Origin of the sequence: Pseudomonas sp. B28(2017), assembly GCF_002113025.1 — a bacterium.
Taxonomy (GTDB): domain Bacteria; phylum Pseudomonadota; class Gammaproteobacteria; order Pseudomonadales; family Pseudomonadaceae; genus Aquipseudomonas.
Map to the genome: position 1 here is coordinate 411,157 of NZ_NEJH01000004.1, position 23,140 is coordinate 434,296.

A 23,140-nucleotide genomic window follows, 5' to 3' on the forward strand; every position below is an offset into this window, starting at 1 on the left:
TGTATTTTCCTTGTCTGCCTGATGACGCTACTGTCAGTGGCGCCCGTCCAGGCGGCCGGCTTGCCTGGCCTGCTCAACAGCCAGGCCAAGACCCAGCCCGAAGCACAGGAGCCGTTGGGGCAATCCCTGGACGAGGTAATCAAGTCACTGGAGAACGATCAGCAACGTACCAAGCTGCTGACAGACCTGAAAAAGCTCCGTGACACCACCAAAAAGGCCCAGCCGATTACCGAAGAAGGCGTGCTGGGCCTGATCGGCGGAACCCTGACCAATATCGAGAAGAAGTTCACCGGCGACGACAGTCCGCTCACGCGCTGGTCCAGTGAGTTCGATCAGGCCAGGGAAGAACTGGTGGCGCTGGCGTTACCGGCCAACGAATGGCTGCCCATGCTGTTCGCCTTCGCCATGATCCTGGTGGTCTGGAGCCTGCTGGCCGCCGCCCTGATCTGGATCAGTCACCGCGTGCGAATGCGCTTCGGCCTGCCTGAAGAACTGCCGCAACACCCCCGGGCCCTCGACATGTTGCGCTTTGCCTTGCGCAAGCTCGGGCCATGGCTGATCGCCCTGGTGATCACGGTCTACATGAGCTATGCCCTGCCCTCGTCCCTGGGCAAAAGCCTGGCCATGGTACTGGCCTATGCACTGGTGGTCGGGACCTGCTTCTCGGCCATCTGCGTGATTGCCTTTTCCCTGCTCGACGGCCCGCACCGCCACCGCGCCTTGTACATCCTGCGGCACCAGGCGTTTCGACCACTGTGGCTGATCGGCAGCTTTGCCGCGTTTGGTGAAGCACTGAGCGATCCGCAACTGGTCGACAGCCTCGGCAGCCATCTGGCCCATACCGCCGCGACTGTCGCCAATGTCCTGGCAGCGCTCTCCACGGGGCGGTTCATCCTGCGCTTCCGCCGGCCGATCGCCCACCTGATCCGCAACCAGCCGCTGTCCCGACGCCTGACCCGACGTGCCCTCAACGACACCCTGTCGATTCTCGGAACCTTCTGGTACGTGCCGGCGCTGGTGCTGGTGGCCATCTCCCTGTTCGCGACGTTCATTTCCGCCGGCGACACCAGCACCGCCCTGCGCCAGTCGCTGATCTGCACCGTTTTGCTGGTGTTGTGCATGGTCATCAACGGCCTGGTACGCCGCCACGCCCTCAAACCGCAACGCGGCATCCGGCGCTACGCGGTGTATTCGGAACGGCTGAAAAACTTCTTCTACACCATCGTCCACCTGTTGGTGTGGCTGGCCTTCATCGAACTCGGCCTGCGGGTCTGGGGCATGTCGTTGATCCGCTTTACTGAAGGCGACGGCCACGAAGTCAGCGTCAAACTGTTCAGCCTCGCCGGCACGCTGCTGTTCGCCTGGCTGATCTGGATTCTCAGCGACACCGCCGTGCATCACGCGCTTACTCGCTCGCGCAAAGGCCTGGCCAATGCCCGCGCACAGACGATGATGCCGCTGATCCGCAACGTGCTGTTCGTGGCCATTTTCATCATCGCGCTGATCGTTGCCCTGGCGAACATGGGCATGAACGTCACGCCACTGCTGGCCGGTGCCGGCGTGATCGGCCTGGCCATCGGTTTTGGTGCGCAATCGCTGGTAGCCGACCTGATTACCGGGCTGTTCATCATCATCGAAGACTCCCTGGCCATCGACGACTACGTGGATGTCGGCGGCCACCTCGGCACGGTCGAAGGCCTGACCATCCGTACCGTGCGCCTGCGGGACATCGATGGCATCGTCCACACGATTCCGTTCAGCGAAATCAAAAGCATCAAGAACTACTCCCGGGAGTTCGGCTACGCGATCTTCCGGGTCGCGGTGCCGGCCAGCATGGACATCGACAACGCAATAAAACTGATGCGCGAAGTCGGCCAGAAAATGCGCACCGACCCGCTGCAACGGCGAAATATCTGGTCGCCACTGGAGTTTCAGGGGGTGGAAAGTTTCGAGTCGGGCAACGCGATCCTTCGCGCCCGTTTCAAGACCGCGCCAATCAAGCAGTGGGAAGTATCGCGAGCGTTCAACCTGTCGCTCAAGCGGCACATGGATGAAGCCGGGCTGGACCTGGCGACACCGCGGATGAGTATCCAGGTGATTACCGCGGGTGGGGGCCCGCAGGATGAATAATGCTGCCAGCCGCTTGAAACCTGTGGTTTGAAGCGGCCTTCAAACCACATCCACCCCGACATGAATCGCATCATGCCGCCAGAATTCCAGGTCGCAGTCGATCAAGCGTTCATGCTGGTCATAGTTGACCCGGGCAATCTGCAAGCCCGGGCTGCCCGCTGACACCTTCAACGCCGCTGCCGCGTCCACCGACAACGCCGTGGGCACAATCTCGAAACGCACCCGCCCGTAATGCAAATCGTAATGCCGCGCATACAACTCGGTGATTGACTGATTCAAATCGAAATCGAGGATCCCGGGAAAGTACTGCGGGTTCAGATAGTGCTCCACATACAGCACCAGTCGCCCGTCGATCCGTCGTGAGCGGCAGATCTGGATCACGCTCGACAACGCCGGCAATTGCAGCCAGGCACAGACCGCCGCCGATGCCGGTTGCAATCGCGCCGAAATCACCTCGGTGGACGGCACCCGCCCCTGGGCGCTGACCATCGCGTGAAAGTGGCTACGCTGCATCAGGTTGTACGCCAGGCGTGGCGGCGAGACGAACCAGCCGCGGCGCTCCTCGCGGTAGATCTGCCCTTGTGACTCCAACTGCAACAACGCCTCACGCAAAGTGATCCGCGTGGTGCCGAACAATTCACTGAGCTTTCGCTCTGCCGGCAACTTGCTGCCGGGGGCCAACAGACCGTGGTCGATCTGCTCCTGAAGCACCTGGCCGATGGCTGTTACCGCTTTTGTTGCCTCGTCACGCATCAACGTTTCCTATCTGGACTAGACCAGCACCAATTCTGGGCAAAACCGCAGCGCAAACCGGCTCATTCAATAGTCTGCAAGCGTAGGCAGTGCAGATGACCGAGATGTGACAAAGCTGCCCAACGGTCGCCATTCGCTGGCTTCCTCTTCTGTCGACAAGCTGCAATTCATCGGCCAAGTCCCCTGCCAGCCGGGGTCTTGACCATGGTCTACGCTTAGCAGGCCACTGGCGATACCGTCGAATAAATAGTCATCCAGGGCGACGAACGACATCAAAGTGTCATCCAGCCCCCTTAAATTGGCTCAGGTATTGCTGACCTAGACCAACACAAACCGCAATCGCAGCGTTGAACACGACCCAAGGAGCTTCGGAATGAAACAGTTTTTCCTGGCATCACTGTTAGGCTCGACCATTGCAATGTGCACCGCCGCCATGGCGGCTGATGATTTGAAAACCCTGGAAGCCGCTGCGAAAGCGGAAGGCGCCGTCAACAGCGTCGGCATGCCCGATGACTGGGCCAACTGGAAAGGCACCTGGGAAGACCTGGCCAAGACGTACGGCCTGAAGCACATCGATACCGACATGAGCTCTGCCCAGGAGATCGCCAAGTTCGCCGCTGAAAAAGACAACGCCAGCGCCGACATCGGCGACGTCGGTGCAGCGTTCGGCCCGATTGCGGTCAAACAGAACGTTACCCAGCCCTACAAGCCATCCACCTGGGACCAGGTGCCGACCTGGGCTAAAGACAAGGACGGCCACTGGGCCCTGGCCTACACCGGCACCATCGCTTTCATCGTCAACAAGAAGTTGCTGCACGGCTCCGAGGCCCCAACCAAGTGGGCTGACCTCAAGGGCGGCAAATACAAGGTGTCCATCGGTGACGTGAGCACCGCAGCCCAGGCCGCCAACGGCGTACTGGCCGCGGCACTGGCCAACGGTGGCGACGAGAAGAACCTGAAGCCTGCATTGGAGCTGTTCGCCGACATCGCCAAGCAAGGTCGCCTGTCGATGGCCAACCCGACCATCGCCACCATGGAAAAGGGCGAGATCGAAGTCGGCGTGGTCTGGGACTTCAACGGCTTGAGCTACAAGGCCAAGATGGCCAACCCGGATGACTACGTGGTGCTGATCCCGTCCGACGGTTCGGTGATTTCCGGCTACACCACCATCATCAACAAGTACGCGAAGAACCCGAACGCCGCCAAGCTGACCCGCGAGTACATCTTCAGCGACGCCGGCCAGATCAACCTGGCCAAGGGCAACGCCCGTCCGATCCGTGCCGAGCACCTGACCCTGCCAGCCGAAGTGCAGGCCAAGCTGCTGCCTAATGAGCAGTACAAAAAGGTCACGCCGATCAAGGACGCGGATGCGTGGGAAAAGACTTCCAAGGCCCTGCCTCAGAAGTGGAATGAAGAAGTCATCGTTGAAATGAAGTAATGCTTTAGATCCCTGTGGGAGCGAGCTTGCTCGCGAAGGCGGCGAAACATTCAAATGACATGTTGAATGTGAAACAGCGTTCGCGAGCAGGCTCGCTCCCACAAAGGGATTGAGTTGGCCCCGAAATTTCCAAATTCCTGTTTCACGGAGTTTTTGCCCCTATGAAACACAACGTCATCCTTGTCGTGCTCGACGGCCTCAACCATGAGGTCGCCCGCCACGCCATGGGGCACCTGCAGGCTTACGTCGGTGCCGGACGCGCAGCGCTCTACAAACTGGAGTGCGAGTTGCCGGCCCTGTCCCGCCCGCTGTACGAATGCATCCTGACCGGCGTACCGCCCATCGACAGCGGCATCGTCCACAACAACGTCTCGCGCCTGTCCAACCAACGCAGCATCTATCACTACGCCACCGACGCCGGCCTTGTGACTGCCGCAGCGGCTTATCACTGGGTCAGTGAGCTGTACAACCGTTCGCCCTTCGTCGCGGCCCGGGATCGACACACCGATGACCCGGAACTGCCGATCCAACACGGGCATTTCTACTGGAACGACCACTACCCCGACTCGCACCTGTTCGCCGATGCCGAAAGCCTGCGCCTGCGCCATGCACCGAACTTTCTGTTGATCCACCCGATGAACATCGACGACGCCGGGCACAAGCACGGCCTCGACACCCCGCAGTACCGCAACAGCGCCCGCTCGGCCGACATCATCCTGGCCGACTACCTGCAAGGCTGGCTCGATGCTGGTTATCAGGTGCTGGTCACCGCCGACCACGGCATGAACAACGACCACTCCCATAACGGCCTGCTGCCCGAAGAACGTGAAGTACCGCTGTTCGTGCTCGGCGATGCCTTCAGCTTCAACGCCAAAGCCGCGCCAAAACAGACTGAAATCTGCGGCACCGTCTGTGAGCTGCTGGGCGTGCCCCACGACAAACCCGTGTGCCGGGAGCTGCTCAAGTGACCTCCATGACACGCGGAAAATGGCTGGCTGCCTTGTGCCTGGTGCCCTTCGCCCTGTTCTTTATTGTGTTCGAAATCGCCCCGCTGTTATGGGTGATGATTAACAGCCTGGAATCGGAAGAGTTCGGTTGGGGCCTGGCCAACTTCACCAGGATATTCAATTCGAAGTTCTATATGCAGGCGATCCAGTACAGCCTCGAGATCAGTTTCTGGTCCAGCGTGTTCGGGATCATCATTGCCGTGCTCGGGGCCTATTCCTTGCGTCGGGTCGACTCGAAACTGCGTAATTTCGTCAACGCCTTCGCCAACATGACCAGCAACTTCGCCGGCGTACCCCTGGCTTTTGCGTTCATCATCCTGCTGGGTTTCAACGGCACCTTCACCATCATGCTCAAACAGGCCGGCATCATTCAGGACTTCAACCTGTATTCGAAAACCGGGGTGATCATTCTCTACACCTACTTCCAGATTCCCCTTGGCGTGCTGCTGCTCTACCCGGCCTTCGACGCCTTGCGCGAAGACTGGCGCGAGTCCGCCGCGCTGCTCGGCGCGAATGGCTGGCAGTTCTGGCGCCACATCGGCCTGCCGGTGCTGACCCCGGCACTGCTTGGCACCTTCGTGATCCTGCTGGCCAATGCCCTCGGCGCCTACGCCACGGTGTACGCCCTGACCACCGGCAACTTCAACGTGATGCCAATCCGCATCGCGGCGATGGTCTCGGGCGATATTTCCCTGGACCCGAACCTGGCCAGCGCCCTGGCCGTGGTGCTGGTGGCATTGATGACCCTGGTGACCATCGTGCATCAGCTGCTGTTGAAGAGGAGCTACCATGTCTCGCGCTGAATTGGGGCCCATCGGCATCTACCACCGGGTAGTGGTCTATCTGCTGTTCGCCATTCTGTTGTTGCCGCTGCTCGGCACCTTTATCTATTCGATTTCCAGCAGTTGGTCGGCCACCATCCTGCCCAGCGGTTTCAGCATCAAATGGTATGTGCATCTGTGGAGCGATCCGCGTTTCCTGCAAGCGTTCGGGCAATCGCTGCTGGTTTGCGTTGGTTCATTGATTCTTTCGGTGGTGCTGATTCTGCCGCTGCTGTTCGTGGTGCATTACCACTTCCCGAAACTCGATGCGCTGATGAACATCCTGATCCTGCTGCCTTTCGCCGTGCCGCCGGTGGTGTCGTCGGTGGGGCTGTTGCAGCTCTACGGTTCCGGGCCGTTCGCCATGGTTGGCACGCCGTGGATCCTGATCGGCTGCTACTTCACCGTGGCACTGCCGTTCATGTACCGGGCGATCACCAACAACCTGCAAGCGATCAACCTGCACGACCTGATGGACGCCGCCCAGCTGCTCGGCGCCAGCACTTTTCAGGCGGCGATCCTGGTGGTGCTGCCGAACCTGCGCAAAGGCCTGATGGTGGCGTTGCTGCTGTCGTTCTCGTTCCTGTTCGGTGAGTTCGTCTTCGCCAATATCCTCGTCGGCACCCGCTACGAAACCCTGCAGGTCTACCTCAACAACATGCGCAACAGCAGCGGCCACTTCACCAGTGCGCTGGTGATTTCCTACTTCTTTTTCGTGCTGGTTCTGACCTGGGCGGCCAATATCTTGAACAAGGACAAAAGCGAATGAGCTATGTCAGCGTCCAACATCTGCAAAAGAATTACGCGGGCACCACGGTGTTCAGCGACATCAATTGCGAAATTCAAAAGGGTGAGTTCGTCACCTTGCTCGGCCCGTCCGGATGCGGCAAATCCACGCTACTGCGCTGCATCGCCGGCCTGACCTCGGTGGATGGTGGCAAGATCCTGCTCGATGGTGTCGATATCGTGCCATTGAGCCCGCAGAAACGCGGGATTGGCATGGTGTTCCAGAGTTATGCGCTGTTCCCCAACATGACCGTCGAGCAGAACGTCGCCTTCGGTTTGCGCATGCAGAAGGTCAACGCCGACGATAGCCAGAAACGCGTCGCCGAAGTGCTGAAACTGGTGGAGCTGCATGATTTTGCCGCCCGCTATCCGCATCAGCTGTCCGGCGGCCAATGCCAACGTGTCGCCCTCGCCCGTTCGCTGGTGACCCGACCACGGCTATTGTTGCTGGACGAACCGCTGTCGGCCCTCGATGCGCGTATCCGCAAGCACCTGCGCGAACAGATCCGTCAGATCCAGCGCGAACTGGGCCTGACCACGATTTTCGTCACACACGATCAGGAAGAAGCCCTGACCATGTCTGACCGGATTTTCCTGATGAATCAGGGAAAAATCGTACAAAGCGGCGACGCCGAAACCCTCTATACCGCACCGGCGGATGTGTTCGCCGCCGGTTTTATCGGCAACTACAATCTGCTGGACGCCGACAGCGCCTCGAAGCTGCTGCAGCGGCCAATCAACAAACGCATCGCCATTCGCCCGGAAGCCATCGAGTTGAGCCTGAACGGTGAACTCGAAGCGCTGGTGCGCAGCCACAGCCTGCTGGGCAACGTGATTCGCTACCGGATCGAAGCCCGGGGCGTGGAGTTGGTGGTGGATGTGCTCAACCGTTCGGCCTCCGATCTGCACCCCGATGGTCAGCGCCTGGCGCTTTCCATCGATCCGACGGCCCTGTGTGAGGTAGCCTGATGCCTATGCTTATCCTGAAGAGAGAACTGCACTGATGGCCCTGGCAATTTTTGATCTGGACGAAACCCTGATCCACGGCGACTGCGCCTCACTGTGGAGCGAGCAAATGGTCCGCCTCGGCTGGGTCGACAGCGAATCCTTCCTGCGTCGTGACAAGGAGTTGATGGATGCCTACGGCCGAGGCCACCTGGCGATGGAGGACTATATGGCCTTCAGCCTGGAACCCTTGATCGGCCGCACACCCGAAGAAGTCGAGCATCTGGTCGGCCCCTGGGTGGAAGACGTCATCGAACCGATCATCTTCAGCGACGCCACCAAAGCCATCGCCGCCCATCGCAAGGCCGGCGACCGAATCCTGGTGATCTCGGCCTCGGGGGTACATCTGGTCAAGCCGATTGCCGAGCGCCTGGGTATCGACGAGATTCTCGGCATTGAGCTGGAAGTGGTACACGGTGCTTATACCGGCAACACCGTCGGCACCCTGACCTACCGCGAAGGCAAGATCACCCGCTTGCTGGAATGGCTGGATGCAGAAGAGGAGAACCTCGAAGGCGCGAGTTTCTATTCCGACTCACGCAACGACCTGCCGCTGTTGCTGAAGGTGGACTTCCCCCACGTGGTCAACCCGGATCCGGTGCTGCGCGAGCAGGCCGAAAAGGCTGGCTGGCCGATCCATCTCTGGAAATAACCCGGATCCCCTGTGGGAGCGAGCAAGCTCGCTCCCACAGTATTTTGTGTTGTCAGCTCAAGCTTTCATCAATCACCAGCACCACCTTCCCCGCCACGGTATTACTCGCCAACTCGGCAAACGCCGCCTCGGCATCCTTGATCGGGAAGACCCTGGCCAGTTGCGGGCTCAAGCGCCCCTCGGCAAACAACGGCCACACATGCTGGCTCAGGTCGCTGAACAGATCGGCCTTGAATTGATCATCACGGCTGCGCAACGTCGAACCCAGCAACTGCACTCGCTTGGCCAGCACCTGGGCCAGGTCCAGTTTGGCCTCGCGCCCGCCCATCAGACCGATCAGCACCCAACGGCCATCCTGCGCGAGCAGCTTGAGGTTCAACGCCGCATAATTGCCACCCACCGGGTCGAGTATCACGTCGAACGGCCCGAGGTCCCGCAGGCTCTCCAGATCATCGTTACGCACCACGCCGCCCTGGGCGCCCAGCGCTTCGCAGTATGCCAGTCGCTCGGCGGAGCCGACGCTGACCCAACACGGGTTACCGAAGGCCTTGCACAGCTGAATGGCCGCTGAACCAATTCCACTTGCACCGGCGTGCAGAAGAACTTTCTGACCCGGCTTGAGCGCCGCCAGTTGAAACAGATTCAGCCAGACCGTTGCATAAACTTCGGGCAATGCCGCCGCTTCGACCAGTGACATTCCGTCGGGAACCGGCAATACATGCCGCCCGTCGACAACCACCTCTTCGGCCATCCCGCCCCCGGCCAGCAAGGCGCAAACCCGATCGCCAACCTGCCAGGAAGACCCGGCGCCGACCTCGCTGATCACACCGGAGCACTCTAGACCAAGCACCTGGCTGGCCCCTGGCGGTGGCGGATAAAGGCCGGCCTTCTGCAACAAATCGGCGCGATTGAGGCCCGATGCCGCCACTCGAATACGAACTTGTCCTACATCGCACGCAGGACTGGGCTCATCAACCCATACCACTTGACCGTCAACGCCTTGCAATGCTTTCACAGTGCCTCCATAGTGAGTCTGGACTGAGCCCGAAGCTGTAGCGCCGGGCTTTTTGCATTATGCGACCGGTTCCCAAAGAACCGGCGACTTCAAAGACGGCCTAATATGCGTTATCAATTGTCCCCGCGTCGAATCAGCATGAAGCATCTGTTCCCCAGCACTGCCCTCGCCTTATTCATCGGTATCGGCTTGCTGCCGATGTCGAGCAATACATTCGCAGCCAATAGCTGGGACAAGCTTCAACCCGATCGTGACGAAGTGATCGCCAGTCTGAACGTCGTGGAGTTGCTCAAACGCCACCACTACAGCAAGCCGCCACTCGATGACGCACGCTCGGTGATCATCTACGACAGCTACCTCAAGCTGCTGGATCCGTCGCGCAGCTACTTCATGGCCAGCGACATTGCCGAATTCGACAAGTGGAAGACCCAGTTCGACGACTTCCTCAAGAGCGGCGACCTGAACGCCGGGTTCACCATCTACAAGCGCTACCTGGACCGCGTAAAGGCGCGTCTGGACTTCGCCCTTGCCGAGCTGGGCAAAGGCGTCGACAAGATTGACTTCACCACCAGGGAAACCTTGCTGATCGACCGCAAGGACGCCCCTTGGCTCAAGTCCACCGCAGAACTCGACGACCTGTGGCGCAAACGCGTCAAGGATGAAGTACTGCGAATGAAGATCGCCGGCAAAGAGCCCAAGCAGATCCAGGAAACCCTGACCAAGCGTTACAAGAACCAGTTGGCACGCCTGGACCAGACCCGATCGGAAGATATCTTCCAGGCGTACATCAACACTTTCGCCATGTCCTACGACCCGCACACCAACTATCTGTCGCCAGATAACGCGGAGAACTTCGACATCAACATGAGCCTGTCCCTGGAGGGCATCGGCGCAGTGTTGCAGAGCGATAACGACCAGGTGAAAGTCGTGCGCCTGGTGCCGGCAGGTCCGGCGGACAAGACCAAGCAGGTTGCACCGGCCGACAAGATCATCGGCGTGGCCCAGGGCAACAAGGAAATGGTCGACGTGGTGGGCTGGCGCCTGGATGAAGTGGTCAAGCTGATTCGCGGTCCGAAGGGCACCGTGGTGCGCCTGGAAGTCATCCCGGCCAGCAATGCGCCGAACGACCAGACCAGCAAGATCGTGCCGATCACCCGTGAAGCGGTGAAGCTCGAAGACCAGGCCGTGAAGAAATCGGTACTGAACCTGAAACAGGACGGCAAGGACTACAAGCTCGGCATCATCGAAATCCCGGCATTCTATCTGGACTTCAAGGCCTTCCGTGCCGGCGACCCGGATTACAAGAGCACCACCCGCGACGTCAAGAAACTGCTGACCGAGTTGCAGAAAGAGAAAGTCGACGGCGTGGTCATCGACCTGCGCAACAACGGTGGCGGTTCCTTGCAAGAGGCCACCGAGCTGACCAGCCTGTTCATCGACAAAGGCCCGACCGTGCTCGTGCGCAACGCCGATGGCCGGGTCGATGTCCTGGAAGATGAAAACCCGGGTGCGTTCTACAAAGGCCCGATGGCGCTGCTGGTCAACCGCCTGTCCGCCTCGGCTTCGGAGATCTTTGCCGGTGCCATGCAGGACTACCACCGCGCACTGATCATCGGCGGCCAGACCTTTGGCAAAGGCACCGTGCAGACCATTCAGCCGCTCAACCATGGCGAGCTGAAACTGACCCTGGCCAAGTTCTACCGGGTTTCCGGGCAGAGCACCCAGCATCAGGGCGTCTTGCCGGACATCGATTACCCGTCGATCATCGACACCAAGGAAATCGGTGAAAGCGCCCTGCCGGAAGCCATGCCGTGGGACACAATCAAAGCTGCAATCAAGCCTGCAGTGGATCCGTTCAAGCCATACATTTCGCAGCTCAAGTCCGAGCATGACGGGCGTACGGCCAAAGATGCGGAGTTCGTGTTCATCCGCGACAAGCTGGCCCTGGCGCAGAAACTGATGGCCGAAAAAACCGTCAGCCTCAATGAAGCCGAGCGTCGCGCCCAGCACGCCGACATCGAAGCCAAACAGCTGACCATGGAAAACATCCGTCGCAAGGCCAAGGGCGAAGAACCGCTCAAAGAGCTGAAGAAAGAAGACGAGGACGCCATTGCGGCCGAGGATGCCAAGACCAAACCGGAAGACGATGCCTACCTGAGCGAAACCGGGCGAATTCTGCTGGACTACCTGAAACTCAACACGGCAGTGGCCAAGCACTGAGTTCTTACAAACAATGATGGCAATTTAATGCTGACGCTCCCCGGAGCGTCATCATACAGTCATCATTCTGTCGTGAAATAAAGGACCGGGCGTGCCCTTTTTACCAAGGGCACGCCCGGTCCTTTTTTATCGCCAGAGATCGCCATGACCACGACCGAACAGCTGAGTGCGTTGAGTTCAATCCTGACTCAAAGCGGTTTGCACAGCCTGTTCCAGCCGATCATCAGCCTCTCTGAGCGGCGCATTCTCGGTTACGAAGCCCTCAGTCGCGGCCCCTCCAACAGCCCTCTGCACTCCCCTGTCGCCCTGTTCGCCGTCGCCCGCCAGGCAGGACGCCTGAGCGAGCTGGAAATTGCCTGCCGCGAAAGCGCTTGCCGACGCTTCAATGAGCAACAACTGCCCGGCCTGTTGTTCCTTAACGTCTCTCCGGAATCCCTGCTCGAAGCGGCGCATCAACCGGGGCGTACCCTGCAATTGCTGCAGGACTTCGGCATTCCGCCGAGCCAGGTAGTCATAGAGCTCACGGAACAGACGCCGACGGATGATTTCCAGCTATTGCAAACCGCCCTGCATCACTATCGGGCGATGGGGTTTTCGATTGCGCTGGACGATCTGGGGGCGGGCTATTCGAGTTTGCGGCTGTGGTCCGAATTACGGCCGGACTACGTGAAAATCGACCGGCATTTCATTGATGGCATTCATCAGGATGCGCTCAAGCGCGAATTCGTCGGCTCGATCCTGCAAATCGCCAAGGCCTCGCGGGCGCAAGTCATCGCCGAAGGCATCGAGCTACTCGAAGAGCTCAAGGTGCTGACCGAAATGGGCGTGGACCTGGTGCAGGGTTACCTGCTCTGCCGCCCCCAGGAAAACCCACCGCGGGATACCCGGGCATTGATGCCCCGACAGGACAGCACCGCCGTTGTCCTGAGCGAAGACGGAAGCGACCTCAGCGCCCTGCTCAACGAGCAGCCCGCAGTGAACCGGGACACCCCGACCGCCACAGTGCTCGAAGCCTTTCGCCGCCAGGCCAACCTGAACTCGCTGGCGGTCCTGGATGAACAGGGTCAGCCCTGCGGCATTGTCCATCGTCATTCGCTCTCCGACGCCCTGCTCAAGCCCTTTGCCACCGACCTGTTCGCGCGCAAGCCCATCAGCCGCCTGATGAGCGATGACTTCCTCGCCGTCGAGTTGAGCCAGTCACTGCAACAAGTCAGCCGCCTGATCACCAGCCGTGCCCGCCAGCGTATCGAAGAAGATTTCATCATCACCCTCAATGGCGGCTACCTCGGGCTGGGCCGCGTAATTGACGTGCTCAAACTGATTACCGAACTGAAGATCCAGCAGGCCCGCTACGCCAACCCGCTGACCTTGCTACCGGGCAACGTACCGATCCAGCAATGCCTGACGCGGCTGCTGCAACAGCAACGGGAATCGGTGATCTGCTACGTGGACATCGATAGCTTCAAACCCTTCAACGACATCTACGGCTATGGCCGCGGTGACGAAGTCCTGCTGTGCCTGGCGCAATGCCTGATCGACCGCGTCGACCCGTCCCGCGACTTTGTCGGCCACATCGGCGGTGACGATTTCCTGCTGGTGCTCGGCCCGGAAGACTGGCGCAAACGCTTGAACCAGTTGCTTGAAGACTTCCAGAGCCAGTGTCGGCGCTTCTACCGCAGCGAGCACCTGGAAGCCGGCTGCTTCATCGCACCGAATCGCCAGGGCGTGCGGCAGGAGTTTGCGCTGTTATCGCTATCGATCGGGGTGGTGCATCTGCATCCACAGGCCTGTGCACAACTCGATGCGAGCCAGTTGGCGGAGATGGCTTCGCAGGCAAAGCACCATGCGAAGAATGTGCAGGGGTATAGCGTGCACGTGATTGATAGTCTGGCGCAGCGGATGGCGTATGGGGAGTTGTTCGTGGGGCAGCGGTGATTGGTCTGACGCCTTCGCGAACCTGCTCGCAAAGGCGTCAGACCAATCACTAATTATCCAAAGGACCGCGAGACGCCAACTCTTTGAGTTTTATCTCAGCCAACGGATGCCCAGCCTTGGCAGCCATCCCCCAGAACCGCGCCGCTTCAGCCGGATCCGGAGCCTTGCTCGCCGTCCCGGCCAGACTGATCACGCCCACTTGATACGCCGCCTTGCCATCGCCCGCCAACGCCGCCAGGCGCAACAAACGCACGCCCTCCTCACGAGCACCGAGGCCGACGCCACGAAACGCCAGGATGTGCCCATAGAAGCTCTGAGCGCCGACATTGCCCAGGTTGGCCATGCGGGCGAACTGGCCTTCGAGCCAGCGCCAGCCTCGTGGCTGACGGACAAACCATGACCAGTGAAACAATCGGCGCGCGAGCCAGTAACCGGCCCGTGCCTTGAGTTGTAAAAGCACTCAGGCCTCGGCCGATTCCGGGTATTCGTACTCGAACACCCGCACCACTTCCGAAGCGTGCCAGGACGCGGCGGCAACGCCGTCCGACGGCCCGGAAAAACGCCCGAGGCGCTCGACACACTCAAAGAACCCGGTGCGCGGCAAACGGCTGGCGCCCTGACTGATCACCAGTGAACTGCGCAAAGGTTGCTCCGCCTTGGCATCGAGGGCCGCCAGATGCTCAAGGGCCGCCGTCAGGGTCTGCATGGCCGGGGTCGGCAACTGCAAACGCTCCAGCAATGCCCGATACGTCAACAGATGGCGCTGGCGACGCGCCTGATCCAGTTCGCCCAGCAATCCGTCCCAGTGTTGACGACTGATACGTACGCTCACGATTCTTCCCTCCACCCTGGCACCGTCAATTCCCAGGCCAGGCTGCGCCGAATCGCGGCGTCGGGCAGACGCTCGCCACTTTCGATCATGGCCAGGTAAGACGGGCTGATGCCTACCGTGCGGGCCAGCGCCTCAATGGCGATGCCCTTCCCTTCGCGCAAACTGCGTAGTTGATCCAGACCCGGCAGAATCGCGTCTGGTGTTGCCGCCTGAAGCTTCGTGGCTTCAGGCGACACTTGCTCCTTGATACCTGCTGCTTTCAGTAACGCCTGATACTGAGCCCATGGCAGAACCGCATATTCGGGCTCGCCTTCACGTGTAATTATCTGAATATCCATGACTACCCCGTAGGACAAAAACACTTAGCGAGTCAGCACTTTTCCTTAGAAGTGTAATCCTAACAGCGGCCAAGGTCGCGGGGGGGCATCAATCTGTGAACAGGTCGAAATCGACTCAGTGTTTTTTCGGGCCTTGAAGTTGAAGTTGCTCGGGGGTATCAGGCAGACGCTCAACCACCGCGAGCTTCTCCGGCGCCTGCCTTTTGCGCCAGGTGCGAAAGGCATTGAGTTCGTCGTCGAGCACTTTCATCAGCCACGCCAATACCGCAATGTCATCGAACATGCCGAATACCGGAATGAAATCCGGGATAGCATCCACCGGGCTGAGGAAATACATCAGGCCCGCGACAACCGAAATCAGCGCCTTGGGGCTGATGGCGCGATATTCACCGCGCCAGTAGGCCAGGCAGAGTGCCTGCAACAGCTTCAAGTCGTCCTTGAGCTTGCCCAGTCGATTGCCTTGGCTCGCGCCTTTGCTGGCGACCGCGAACAACAGGGTCGGCAATCGACCGCGTGCCAGCAGGCGCCCGGCCAGGGGCAGGAAACGAGCGAAATTCCAAGGTGCTTTCATGATTTCTCCCGTTGAAATGTTATCCACACAAATTGTGGATAACCTTGTGAACAGAGCTGCTTTTCATCGCTGTAAGCCCCGTTTTACAAGGCTTTCGTTCAGATCGGGCGTTTTTTACTCATCAAAAAAAAACCCATAATTTCATTGACTTGGCGGCCTTGTGCGTCTACCGCCAAGGCTACTGTGCCTGAGACTCCGGTCTAGAGCGTCTGTTCGTTTTGTTTACCCCTGCCAAGCGCCGGATGCAACAACGCCCCGCATGAGCGAGGCGTTGTTATCGAAGCAGACGCTGGTTACTTGGCTTCGGCGTCTTCTTTTGCCGGGTCCTTGATGGCCAGCAGCTCCAGGTCGAATACCAGCACCGAATTGGCCGGAATCGCAGGGCTTGGGCTTTGAGCGCCGTAAGCCAGGTCAGCCGGGATGTACAGTTTGTACTTCTCGCCAACGTGCATCAGTTGCAGGCCTTCGACCCAACCCGGAATCACACCGCTGACCGGCAGATCGATCGGGCTGCCGCGCTCGACGGAACTGTCGAATACAGTGCCGTTGGTCAGTTTGCCGGTGTAGTGGACGGTCACTACGTCAGTCGGCTTAGGCTGAGGGCCATCGGCTTTCTGCACGACTTCGTACTGCAGGCCCGACGCCGTGGTGGTCACGCCGGCTTTCTTGCCGTTTTCCTCGAGGAATTTCTTGCCGGCAGCGGCCGACTCTTCACTCATCTTGGCCATGCGCTCTTCGGCACGCTTTTGCAGTGCGGCGAACGCCTCAACCAGTTCGTCGTCCTTGAGCTTCTGCTCTTTCTTGCCGATGGCGTCTTCGATGCCCTGGGCTACAGCTTTGGAATCGAGATCATCCATGCCTTCCTGAGCCAGGCTCTTGCCCATGTTCAGGCCAATGCCGTAGGAAGCTTTTTGCGCCGGGGTTTTCAGCTCTACGCTGGTTTGCGAATCACAACCCGCGAGTACCAGGCTAACCAGGGCCACCGCCGCCGCCAACCGATGCTGTTTCATGCTATTTCCTTGTTCATGCGCCTAAAGGGCAATCGAGTAAAGCCGCGAGCTTATCAGGCCGCCACGACCAATGGCTACCGGCATGAGAGCCGGAAACACTTGATAAGTTCAGGTGTTTAAACGCATTTCACAATTCGGCTGATGAAGCTTCTTTCATCTTGTTCCGACGCAGACTGATTCCAGAACCTGCAACATCTGGCGTAATGGCCTCTTGCCGCACCCTGGGGACTCGGGCATAACGGCATGACCATTTGACAAGGATGTTTATCGTGCGCCTGTTCCTTCGCTTGCTGGCTCTCATCGCAGTACTGTTCGGGCTGGTCATGGCAGTGGTTCTTTACTACGTTGCCAACCCGAAATTACCGGCCTGGTCGCCTGCACAACAGGTGCATTACCTGGCGCAATGGAGCGCCGCCGACCGCGAGACCTATTACTTCACACCCCAGGGCACTCAGGTCAAAGGCTTGCGCTATGACTGGTTCACTGCCCTTGAACTGCCCTTCTCGCAGCAACGCTTCGCCGCCCCCGAGTACCTCGCCCGCTTCGGTTTTCTGGTGGACCCAGGCCAGAAAGCGACACCGAACAACCCCGGCAACCTCCCGGCAGGCTTTACCCGACACCAGAATGCGGGGAGCCCGGATGTGTTTCTGGATATCACCTGCGCGGCCTGCCACACCGGTGAACTGCGTTTCAAGGGTCAAGCCGTGCGTATCGACGGTGGCTCGGCGCAGCATGTCCTGCCCTCCAGTGTTCCTACACTCAAAGGGGGTAGTTTCGGACAAGCGCTGGTGGCCAGCCTGGCCTCGACCTACTACAACCCGTGGAAATTCGAACGTTTCGCTCGCACTGTGCTGGGCCAGGACTACGACGCCCGTCACCAACAGTTGCGCAAGGAATTCAAATCTTCACTCGATACGTTCCTCAAAGTGGCCTGGAACGACACCCATCGCGGGCTCTATCCGACCGAGGAAGGCCCGGGGCGCACAGACGCCTTCGGGCGCATTGCCAACGCCAGCTTCGGTGATGCGATTTCCCCCGAAAACTACCGCGTAGCCAATGCCCCGGTCGATTATCCGCAGTTATGGGACATGTGGACGTTCGAATGGGTGCAGTGGAACGGCTCGGCGAAACAACCGATGGCCCGCAACATCGGCGAAGCGCTGGGCGTCGGCGCCACGCTGGACTTCTTCGACAATAATGGCCAGCCGCTGATGGGCGATGCCCGCTATCCCTCCAGTGTCCGTGTGCGCGACCTGCACCTGATCGAAAAAACCCTGCAACGACTCTCGCCTCCGGCCTGGCCGGAAGATCTGTTGGGCGCAGTCGACAAACCTCTGGCAGCAAAAGGACGCGCCTTGTTCGCGGAAAACTGCGCGGGTTGCCATGTACCGCACACTACCCAGGGCGAGGGACGTTACGTTCAGCACCTGAAAATGCTCCCGGTGGATTACATCGGCACAGACCCCGGTGCAGCCAACAACATCGCCGACCACCGCTTCGACCTGACAGCGCTGCAATGGAAGCATGCGGAACTGGAAAAACTTGATGTAGAGCCAAAACCCACCGAACCACTGGACCTGAGCAAGATGTCCGTGGCCAAGGGGCTGGCCTATGTCACGGCATTTGTCCGGGACCGCGCGTATCAAGACGCCCATGTCACCCCTGTCGAGCGTCCGGAAATGGATGGTTTCGACCTGCCCATCGGTGTGCGCGAATTGCGCTCGTACAAAGCCAGGCCATTGGCGGGTGTATGGGCGACAGCGCCGTTTCTGCACAACGGTTCGGTGCCGAGCATTTATCAATTGCTGTCGCCTCAGGATGAGCGTGCGACCACGTTCTACAAAGGCACTTTCGAATACGACCCGGGGCACCTGGGTTACCGCACTGAAGCCTTCACCAATGGTTTTCTGTTCGACACGCGAATCACCGGCAACCACAACAGTGGTCATGAATTCCGTGCCGGCAAACTCGGCAATGGCGTGATCGGCCGCTGGCTGCAGCCGGAGGAACGCTGGGCACTGCTGGAATACCTGAAAGTGCTGGGCGGCCCGCTGGAAGCGCAATTGCCATGACCACAGACCCAGTCAAAAGGACTTTCCAATGCTGACAACTCTCTGGCTGCGCCTGGGCGCTTTCCTCGGCAAGCTGTTGCTGTGGCTACTGGGTCTCGGAGTGCTTGGCTGGGCATTGGCCACCGCCTGGTTTGCCTGGCAGCATCGCGGGCCGGTATCGGCGCAGGAGTTGATTGCGGACGACGAAGCCGCGATGACCCAGGACATCATCCAGACCGCCCTGCGCATCGTCGATCAGCACCGTGAAAGCACCCGCTATCTGCGCGACGCTCATGCCAAGGCCCACGGTTGCGTGAAGGCCGAGGTTCAAGTGCTGCCGGAACTGTCAGGTGAACTGCGCCAGGGCGTGTTCAGCGAGCCGGGCAAAACCTGGCAAGCGACGATGCGCCTGTCCAATGGCAATGCCTACCCGCAGTTCGACAGCATCCGCGACGCCCGTGGCATGGCGATCAAACTGCTCGATGTTCCGGGTAAACAGTTGCTGAGCGATCAGCAGGGGCGAAGCGAACAGGACTTTGTGATGTTCAGCCATCCGAACTTCTTTGTAAGCAATGTCGCCGAATACCGTCAGAACGTCGCCGCCCAGGCCGATGGCAACAAGGTCATGGCTTTTTTCCCCGGCTGGGATCCACGCACCTGGCAGGTTCGCCACCTGTTTATTGCCCTGGCGACATTGTCCCCCGCCCCGTCGAGCCCAACCCGGACGACGTACTTTTCAGTTTCACCTTACAAATTCGGTGAAGCCAATGCGAAGTTCCGGGTGATACCCGATCCGGACAACTGCCCGGCCTACAGCCTGCCGGAACAAAATCGCAAGCTGCCGAACTTTCTGCGCAATGCGCTGAACCAACAGCTGTCGACCGACCGGGTGCCCGCGTGTTTCGCCCTGCAAATCCAGCGACAGGACGCCAACAAGTACATGCCGATTGAAGACACCAGCATTGAGTGGCGCGAAAGCGATGTGCCCTTTGAGACGGTGGCGCGGATCAACGTGCCGGCGCAGGACTTCGATACACCGGCGCTGAACCTGCAATGCGACAACCAGTCGTTCAATCCCTGGTTTGGCGTCGAAGCACACCGACCCATTGGCGGTATCAACCGCTTGCGCAAAACCGTTTACGAGGCTGTCAGCGATTACCGTCACGCCCGCAATGCCGGACTGTAGGAGCGAGGAAAGCCAATCCCCAGACAGCAAAAAGCCCGCACTAGGCGGGCTTCCTGTGGTGACCTGGCGTTCAGTGTTCCAGATTACCGAATATGGCGCAGCGGACGGGACTCGAACCCGCGACCCCCGGCGTGACAGGCCGGTATTCTAACCGACTGAACTACCGCTGCGCGTAGCGTTGAAAGTGGTGGGTGATGACGGGATCGAACCGCCGACATTCTGCTTGTAAGGCAGACGCTCTCCCGGCTGAGCTAATCACCCTTTACCTTCGTTGCGGGGCACATTATGCCACAGGTTTTTATAAAGTGTTGATTTATTTGAGGTTTTTTCAAAAAAATCTAAAAACCGGTGAAACGATGCAACCCACAGGAACAACAGTCAAACTTGAGGCAGAAAAAAGCCCGCCTAAGCGGGCTTTTCCGTGGTGACCTGGCGTTCAGTGTTCCAGGTTACCGAATATGGCGCAGCGGACGGGACTCGAACCCGCGACCCCCGGCGTGACAGGCCGGTATTCTAACCGACTGAACTACCGCTGCGCGTAACACTGAAAACGAATGGTGGGTGATGACGGGATCGAACCGCCGACATTCTGCTTGTAAGGCAGACGCTCTCCCAGCTGAGCTAATCACCCTTCGCTTCGGTGTGGCGCGCATTCTACGGAGCGACCCAACCTCTGGCAAGCACTTTTTAAAATAATTTTCTCAGGCCTTCCAAAGGCTTAGAGAAAGGTTGGCCTATGGCACGGCGAAGACAATAATGCCCGCCTTTGTATTAAGGAGAGACTCACCCCATGTGGTTCAAAAACCTGCTTATCTATCGCCTGACCCAAGATCTGCCTGTTGATGCCGAGGCGTTGGAAACTGCACTGGCCACCAAACTGGCGCGCCCATGTGCAAGCCAGGAGTTGACCACCTATGGTTTCGTCGCGCCGTTCGGCAAAGGCGAAGATGCGCCACTGGTGCACGTCAGCGGTGACTTCCTGCTGGTGTCCGCGCGCAAGGAAGAACGTATTTTGCCGGGCAGCGTTGTGCGTGATGCCGTCAAGGAAAAAGTCGAAGAGATCGAAGCAGAGCAAATGCGCAAGGTCTACAAGAAGGAACGCGATCAGATCAAGGATGAAATCATCCAGGCCTTCCTGCCCCGCGCCTTTATCCGCCGCTCGTCGACCTTCGCCGCCATCGCGCCGAAACAGGGCCTGATCCTGGTCAACTCGGCCAGCCCGAAACGCGCCGAAGACTTGCTGTCGACCTTGCGCGAAGTGATCGGCACCCTGCCGGTGCGTCCACTGACCGTGAAAATGTCCCCGACGGCGACCATGACCGAGTGGGTCACCACGCAGAAAGCCGCAGACGATTTCTTTGTGCTGGACGAGTGCGAACTGCGCGACACCCACGAAGACGGCGGCATTGTGCGTTGCAAGCGCCAGGACCTGACCAGCGAAGAAATCCAGTTGCACCTGAGCACCGGCAAAGTGGTCACTCAACTGTCCCTGGCCTGGCAGGACAAACTGTCGTTCGTCCTCGACGACAAAATGGTGGTCAAGCGCTTGAAGTTCGAAGACCTGCTGCAAGACCAGGCGGAACAGGACGGCGGCGACGAAGCCCTGGGCCAACTGGACGCCAGCTTCACCCTGATGATGCTGACCTTCGGCGACTTCCTGCCGGCGCTGGTTGAAGCGCTGGGTGGCGAAGAGACTCCGCAGGGGATCTAAAGGCCAGCGATCTCTTCTGTAGGAGCGAGACTGCTCGCGAAAGCGGAGTATCAGTCGACATATATATTGACTGACCCACTGCCTTCGCGAACAGGCTCGCTCCCACATTGGTTTTGTGGTGTTACGTAAAAATAAGGATCAAGCCATGCGCGCACTGGCTGCATTGAGTCGTTTTGTCGGCAACACCTTCGCTTACTGGGTTCTGATTTTCGCTGCCGTGGCGTTTCTGCAGCCGGCATGGTTCCTCGGCCTCAAAGGCGCCATCGTGCCCTTGCTGGGGCTGGTGATGTTCGGCATGGGCCTGACCCTCAAACTCGAAGACTTCGCCGAAGTCGCTCGCCATCCATGGCGCGTGGCCCTGGGCGTGGTTGCACATTTCGTGATCATGCCCGGCGTGGCGTGGTTGCTCTGCCAGGCGTTCCACTTACCAGCGGAGATCGCCGTCGGCGTGATTCTGGTGGGCTGCTGCCCAAGCGGCACCTCGTCGAACGTGATGACCTGGCTGGCCCGCGGCGATCTGGCGTTGTCGGTGGCCATCGCTGCCGTCACCACCCTCCTCGCCCCGCTGCTGACGCCGGCGCTGATCTGGCTGCTGGCCTCGGCCTGGTTACCGGTGTCGTTCATGGAGTTGTTCTGGTCGATCCTGCAAGTGGTGCTGTTACCGATCGTGCTGGGCGTGGTTGCCCAACGGCTGCTCGGCGACAAGGTCAGGCACGCCGTGGACGTGCTGCCGCTGGTGTCGGTGGTCAGCATCGTGATTATCGTCACTGCGGTAGTCGCCGCCAGTCAGGCTAAGATTGCCGAGTCCGGTCTGCTGATCATGGCCGTGGTCATGCTGCACAACAGTTTCGGTTATCTGCTGGGTTACTTCACCGGGCGCCTGTTCAAGCTGCCTCTGGCACAGCGCAAGTCCCTGGCCCTGGAAGTCGGCATGCAGAACTCCGGATTGGGTGCGGCCCTGGCCAGTGCGCACTTCTCCCCGCTGGCGGCGGTGCCCAGTGCATTGTTCAGCGTCTGGCACAATATTTCCGGGGCACTGCTGTCGACGTACTTCCGTCGGATGAGTGAAAAGGAAGACCGGAAAATCGCTGTGCAACAGGCCATCGACTGATCCGCGATCTTGATCCCCGGGTTAATACTGGGCACTATATTGCGCATCGCGGGGACGACCCCGCAGCTCGATCGAGTCATTAATCTGGGGACGACCCCGTCAGACGATGGAGGTCTTCATGTCCTGGATCATTCTGTTTTTCGCCGGCCTGTTCGAAGTCGGCTGGGCCGTCGGCCTCAAGTACACCGACGGTTTCACCCGCCCGCTCCCCACTGTTTTGACCGTTACGGCCATGGCTGTCAGCCTTGGCCTGCTCGGCCTTGCCATGAAGGAATTGCCGCTGGGTACGGCCTATGCGATCTGGACCGGTGTCGGTGCAGTTGGCACGGTGATCGCCGGTATCATTCTGTTTGGCGAATCCATGGCACTGGTGAGGCTGGCCAGTGTGGCGTTGATCATTACAGGGCTCGTTGGCCTGAAGGTCAGCGCCTAGGCCACTGACACCATCGTCGGATCGCTGCCCGGAGCAAGCCCGCTCCCACAGTTTCCAGGTTGTCCACAAAAGTTGCGCGTGGAACAAATCCCTGTGGGAGCGAGCCTGCTCGCGAAGAGGCCCACACACTCAACT

The 23,140-nt window shown here is 59.5% G+C and carries 21 protein-coding genes and 4 tRNA genes; 14 read left to right on the forward strand and 11 right to left on the reverse strand.

The features are described from left to right. The first annotated feature begins 21 nt into the window (after nucleotides 1–21). Complete coding sequence (locus tag CAF65_RS14560; RefSeq protein WP_371919008.1) at nucleotides 22–2,130, forward strand: mechanosensitive ion channel family protein; 2,109 nt, start codon at nucleotides 22–24, stop codon at nucleotides 2,128–2,130. 39 nt (nucleotides 2,131–2,169) lie between these two features. On the opposite strand, the gene CAF65_RS14565 is transcribed toward CAF65_RS14560, so the two are convergent. Then, a complete protein-coding gene (locus tag CAF65_RS14565) occupies nucleotides 2,170–2,883 on the reverse strand; it encodes a UTRA domain-containing protein (RefSeq protein ID WP_085716895.1) in 714 nt (237 codons plus the stop codon). Nucleotides 2,884–3,256: 373 nt separating this feature from the next. On the opposite strand from CAF65_RS14565, the gene CAF65_RS14570 reads away from it, so the two are divergent. The 6 genes from CAF65_RS14570 to CAF65_RS14595 all read left to right on the forward strand — a co-directional run bounded on the left by CAF65_RS14570 (nucleotide 3,257) and on the right by CAF65_RS14595 (nucleotide 8,592). Then, nucleotides 3,257–4,321 carry an ABC transporter substrate-binding protein gene (locus CAF65_RS14570; protein ID WP_085716896.1) on the forward strand — a complete coding sequence of 355 codons (1,065 nt, stop codon included), beginning with the start codon at nucleotides 3,257–3,259 and terminating at the stop codon, nucleotides 4,319–4,321. A gap of 161 nt (nucleotides 4,322–4,482) precedes the next feature. Then, a complete protein-coding gene (locus CAF65_RS14575; RefSeq protein ID WP_085716897.1) occupies nucleotides 4,483–5,289 on the forward strand; it encodes an alkaline phosphatase family protein in 807 nt (268 codons plus the stop codon). 5 nt (nucleotides 5,290–5,294) lie between these two features. Then, the gene (locus tag CAF65_RS14580) at nucleotides 5,295–6,131 is read left to right on the forward strand and encodes an ABC transporter permease subunit (protein ID WP_178076694.1); all 837 of its coding nucleotides are present in this window, start codon (nucleotides 5,295–5,297) and stop codon (nucleotides 6,129–6,131) included. Further along, on the forward strand, nucleotides 6,118–6,918 hold the full coding sequence (locus tag CAF65_RS14585) for an ABC transporter permease (protein WP_085716899.1): 801 nt from the start codon (nucleotides 6,118–6,120) through the stop codon (nucleotides 6,916–6,918). The genes CAF65_RS14580 and CAF65_RS14585 overlap by 14 nt, the downstream gene beginning before the upstream one ends. Beyond that, nucleotides 6,915–7,904: an ABC transporter ATP-binding protein gene (locus tag CAF65_RS14590; RefSeq protein ID WP_085716900.1), complete on the forward strand. Its 990-nt coding sequence runs from the start codon at nucleotides 6,915–6,917 to the stop codon at nucleotides 7,902–7,904. Before CAF65_RS14585 ends, CAF65_RS14590 begins: the two co-directional genes overlap by 4 nt. Before the next feature lie 34 nt (nucleotides 7,905–7,938). Next, nucleotides 7,939–8,592 (forward strand): HAD family phosphatase, encoded by a 654-nt coding sequence (locus tag CAF65_RS14595; protein ID WP_085716901.1) that lies wholly within the window; start codon nucleotides 7,939–7,941, stop codon nucleotides 8,590–8,592. Nucleotides 8,593–8,644: 52 nt separating this feature from the next. Here the strand turns inward: CAF65_RS14595 and CAF65_RS14600 are convergent, their stop codons facing one another. Beyond that, nucleotides 8,645–9,607, reverse strand: coding sequence for a zinc-binding dehydrogenase (locus CAF65_RS14600; RefSeq protein WP_085716902.1), 963 nt, complete (start codon nucleotides 9,605–9,607; stop codon nucleotides 8,645–8,647). 138 nt (nucleotides 9,608–9,745) lie between these two features. Between CAF65_RS14600 and CAF65_RS14605 the strand changes: the two genes are divergently transcribed. Both CAF65_RS14605 and CAF65_RS14610 read left to right on the forward strand, forming a co-directional pair. Next, entirely contained in the window at nucleotides 9,746–11,827 is a 2,082-nt protein-coding gene (locus CAF65_RS14605; protein WP_178076695.1) for a carboxy terminal-processing peptidase, read from the forward strand. A gap of 144 nt (nucleotides 11,828–11,971) precedes the next feature. Then, on the forward strand, nucleotides 11,972–13,762 hold the full coding sequence (locus CAF65_RS14610) for a bifunctional diguanylate cyclase/phosphodiesterase (RefSeq protein ID WP_085716904.1): 1,791 nt from the start codon (nucleotides 11,972–11,974) through the stop codon (nucleotides 13,760–13,762). A gap of 49 nt (nucleotides 13,763–13,811) precedes the next feature. Here the strand turns inward: CAF65_RS14610 and CAF65_RS14615 are convergent, their stop codons facing one another. The 5 genes from CAF65_RS14615 to CAF65_RS14635 all read right to left on the reverse strand — a co-directional run bounded on the left by CAF65_RS14615 (nucleotide 13,812) and on the right by CAF65_RS14635 (nucleotide 16,513). Continuing rightward, a complete protein-coding gene (locus tag CAF65_RS14615; RefSeq protein WP_085716905.1) occupies nucleotides 13,812–14,222 on the reverse strand; it encodes a sel1 repeat family protein in 411 nt (136 codons plus the stop codon). Beyond that, complete coding sequence (locus CAF65_RS14620) at nucleotides 14,223–14,594, reverse strand: hypothetical protein (RefSeq protein WP_003223109.1); 372 nt, start codon at nucleotides 14,592–14,594, stop codon at nucleotides 14,223–14,225. It abuts the gene before it with no gap. Further along, nucleotides 14,591–14,932: a helix-turn-helix transcriptional regulator gene (locus CAF65_RS14625; RefSeq protein WP_085716906.1), complete on the reverse strand. Its 342-nt coding sequence runs from the start codon at nucleotides 14,930–14,932 to the stop codon at nucleotides 14,591–14,593. The genes CAF65_RS14620 and CAF65_RS14625 overlap by 4 nt, the downstream gene beginning before the upstream one ends. Before the next feature lie 115 nt (nucleotides 14,933–15,047). Beyond that, nucleotides 15,048–15,503, reverse strand: coding sequence for a YkvA family protein (locus CAF65_RS14630; RefSeq protein WP_085716907.1), 456 nt, complete (start codon nucleotides 15,501–15,503; stop codon nucleotides 15,048–15,050). 293 nt (nucleotides 15,504–15,796) lie between these two features. Further along, nucleotides 15,797–16,513 (reverse strand): FKBP-type peptidyl-prolyl cis-trans isomerase, encoded by a 717-nt coding sequence (locus tag CAF65_RS14635; RefSeq protein WP_085716908.1) that lies wholly within the window; start codon nucleotides 16,511–16,513, stop codon nucleotides 15,797–15,799. A gap of 269 nt (nucleotides 16,514–16,782) precedes the next feature. Here CAF65_RS14635 and CAF65_RS14640 point away from each other — a divergent pair, with 269 nt between their 5' ends. Then, on the forward strand, nucleotides 16,783–18,585 hold the full coding sequence (locus CAF65_RS14640) for a di-heme-cytochrome C peroxidase (RefSeq protein ID WP_085717061.1): 1,803 nt from the start codon (nucleotides 16,783–16,785) through the stop codon (nucleotides 18,583–18,585). Nucleotides 18,586–18,613: 28 nt separating this feature from the next. Next, the gene (locus CAF65_RS14645; protein WP_085716909.1) at nucleotides 18,614–19,750 is read left to right on the forward strand and encodes a catalase family protein; all 1,137 of its coding nucleotides are present in this window, start codon (nucleotides 18,614–18,616) and stop codon (nucleotides 19,748–19,750) included. Between the two features lie 93 nt (nucleotides 19,751–19,843). On the opposite strand, the gene CAF65_RS14650 is transcribed toward CAF65_RS14645, so the two are convergent. The 4 genes from CAF65_RS14650 to CAF65_RS14665 form a co-directional block, all read right to left on the reverse strand. Further along, nucleotides 19,844–19,920: transfer RNA gene (locus CAF65_RS14650), tRNA-Asp, on the reverse strand. Nucleotides 19,921–19,935: 15 nt separating this feature from the next. Next, a tRNA-Val gene (locus CAF65_RS14655) sits at nucleotides 19,936–20,011 on the reverse strand. A gap of 198 nt (nucleotides 20,012–20,209) precedes the next feature. Continuing rightward, a tRNA-Asp gene (locus CAF65_RS14660) sits at nucleotides 20,210–20,286 on the reverse strand. A 19-nt stretch (nucleotides 20,287–20,305) separates the two neighbouring features. Then, nucleotides 20,306–20,381 (reverse strand) — tRNA-Val (locus tag CAF65_RS14665). A gap of 159 nt (nucleotides 20,382–20,540) precedes the next feature. Between CAF65_RS14665 and rdgC the strand changes: the two genes are divergently transcribed. From rdgC to sugE, 3 genes are all read left to right on the forward strand, one after another. Further along, nucleotides 20,541–21,461 carry a recombination-associated protein RdgC gene (rdgC, locus tag CAF65_RS14670; protein WP_007969735.1) on the forward strand — a complete coding sequence of 307 codons (921 nt, stop codon included), beginning with the start codon at nucleotides 20,541–20,543 and terminating at the stop codon, nucleotides 21,459–21,461. A gap of 145 nt (nucleotides 21,462–21,606) precedes the next feature. Then, nucleotides 21,607–22,572, forward strand: a complete 966-nt coding sequence (locus CAF65_RS14675; RefSeq protein WP_085716910.1) for a bile acid:sodium symporter family protein — start codon at nucleotides 21,607–21,609, stop codon at nucleotides 22,570–22,572. A 118-nt stretch (nucleotides 22,573–22,690) separates the two neighbouring features. Then, entirely contained in the window at nucleotides 22,691–23,005 is a 315-nt protein-coding gene (gene sugE / locus CAF65_RS14680; protein WP_085716911.1) for a quaternary ammonium compound efflux SMR transporter SugE, read from the forward strand. Nucleotides 23,006–23,140 lie beyond the last annotated feature (135 nt).

Bases quoted from the DNA above. Each gene is read 5' to 3' on its own strand.
- CAF65_RS14595 (WP_085716901.1), top strand. From the start codon at position 7,939: ATGGCCCTGGCAATTTTTGATCTGGACGAAACCCTGATCCACGGCGAC.
- CAF65_RS14560 (WP_371919008.1), top strand. From the start codon at position 22: ATGACGCTACTGTCAGTGGCGCCCGTCCAGGCGGCCGGCTTGCCTGGC.
- CAF65_RS14580 (WP_178076694.1), top strand. From the start codon at position 5,295: ATGACACGCGGAAAATGGCTGGCTGCCTTGTGCCTGGTGCCCTTCGCC.
- CAF65_RS14625 (WP_085716906.1), bottom strand. From the start codon at position 14,932: ATGGATATTCAGATAATTACACGTGAAGGCGAGCCCGAATATGCGGTT.
- CAF65_RS14570 (WP_085716896.1), top strand. From the start codon at position 3,257: ATGAAACAGTTTTTCCTGGCATCACTGTTAGGCTCGACCATTGCAATG.
- CAF65_RS14590 (WP_085716900.1), top strand. From the start codon at position 6,915: ATGAGCTATGTCAGCGTCCAACATCTGCAAAAGAATTACGCGGGCACC.
- CAF65_RS14605 (WP_178076695.1), top strand. From the start codon at position 9,746: ATGAAGCATCTGTTCCCCAGCACTGCCCTCGCCTTATTCATCGGTATC.
- CAF65_RS14565 (WP_085716895.1), bottom strand. From the start codon at position 2,883: ATGCGTGACGAGGCAACAAAAGCGGTAACAGCCATCGGCCAGGTGCTT.
- CAF65_RS14635 (WP_085716908.1), bottom strand. From the start codon at position 16,513: ATGAAACAGCATCGGTTGGCGGCGGCGGTGGCCCTGGTTAGCCTGGTA.
- CAF65_RS14645 (WP_085716909.1), top strand. From the start codon at position 18,614: ATGCTGACAACTCTCTGGCTGCGCCTGGGCGCTTTCCTCGGCAAGCTG.
- sugE (WP_085716911.1), top strand. From the start codon at position 22,691: ATGTCCTGGATCATTCTGTTTTTCGCCGGCCTGTTCGAAGTCGGCTGG.
- CAF65_RS14575 (WP_085716897.1), top strand. From the start codon at position 4,483: ATGAAACACAACGTCATCCTTGTCGTGCTCGACGGCCTCAACCATGAG.
- CAF65_RS14675 (WP_085716910.1), top strand. From the start codon at position 21,607: ATGCGCGCACTGGCTGCATTGAGTCGTTTTGTCGGCAACACCTTCGCT.
- CAF65_RS14610 (WP_085716904.1), top strand. From the start codon at position 11,972: ATGACCACGACCGAACAGCTGAGTGCGTTGAGTTCAATCCTGACTCAA.
- CAF65_RS14630 (WP_085716907.1), bottom strand. From the start codon at position 15,503: ATGAAAGCACCTTGGAATTTCGCTCGTTTCCTGCCCCTGGCCGGGCGC.
- rdgC (WP_007969735.1), top strand. From the start codon at position 20,541: ATGTGGTTCAAAAACCTGCTTATCTATCGCCTGACCCAAGATCTGCCT.
- CAF65_RS14585 (WP_085716899.1), top strand. From the start codon at position 6,118: ATGTCTCGCGCTGAATTGGGGCCCATCGGCATCTACCACCGGGTAGTG.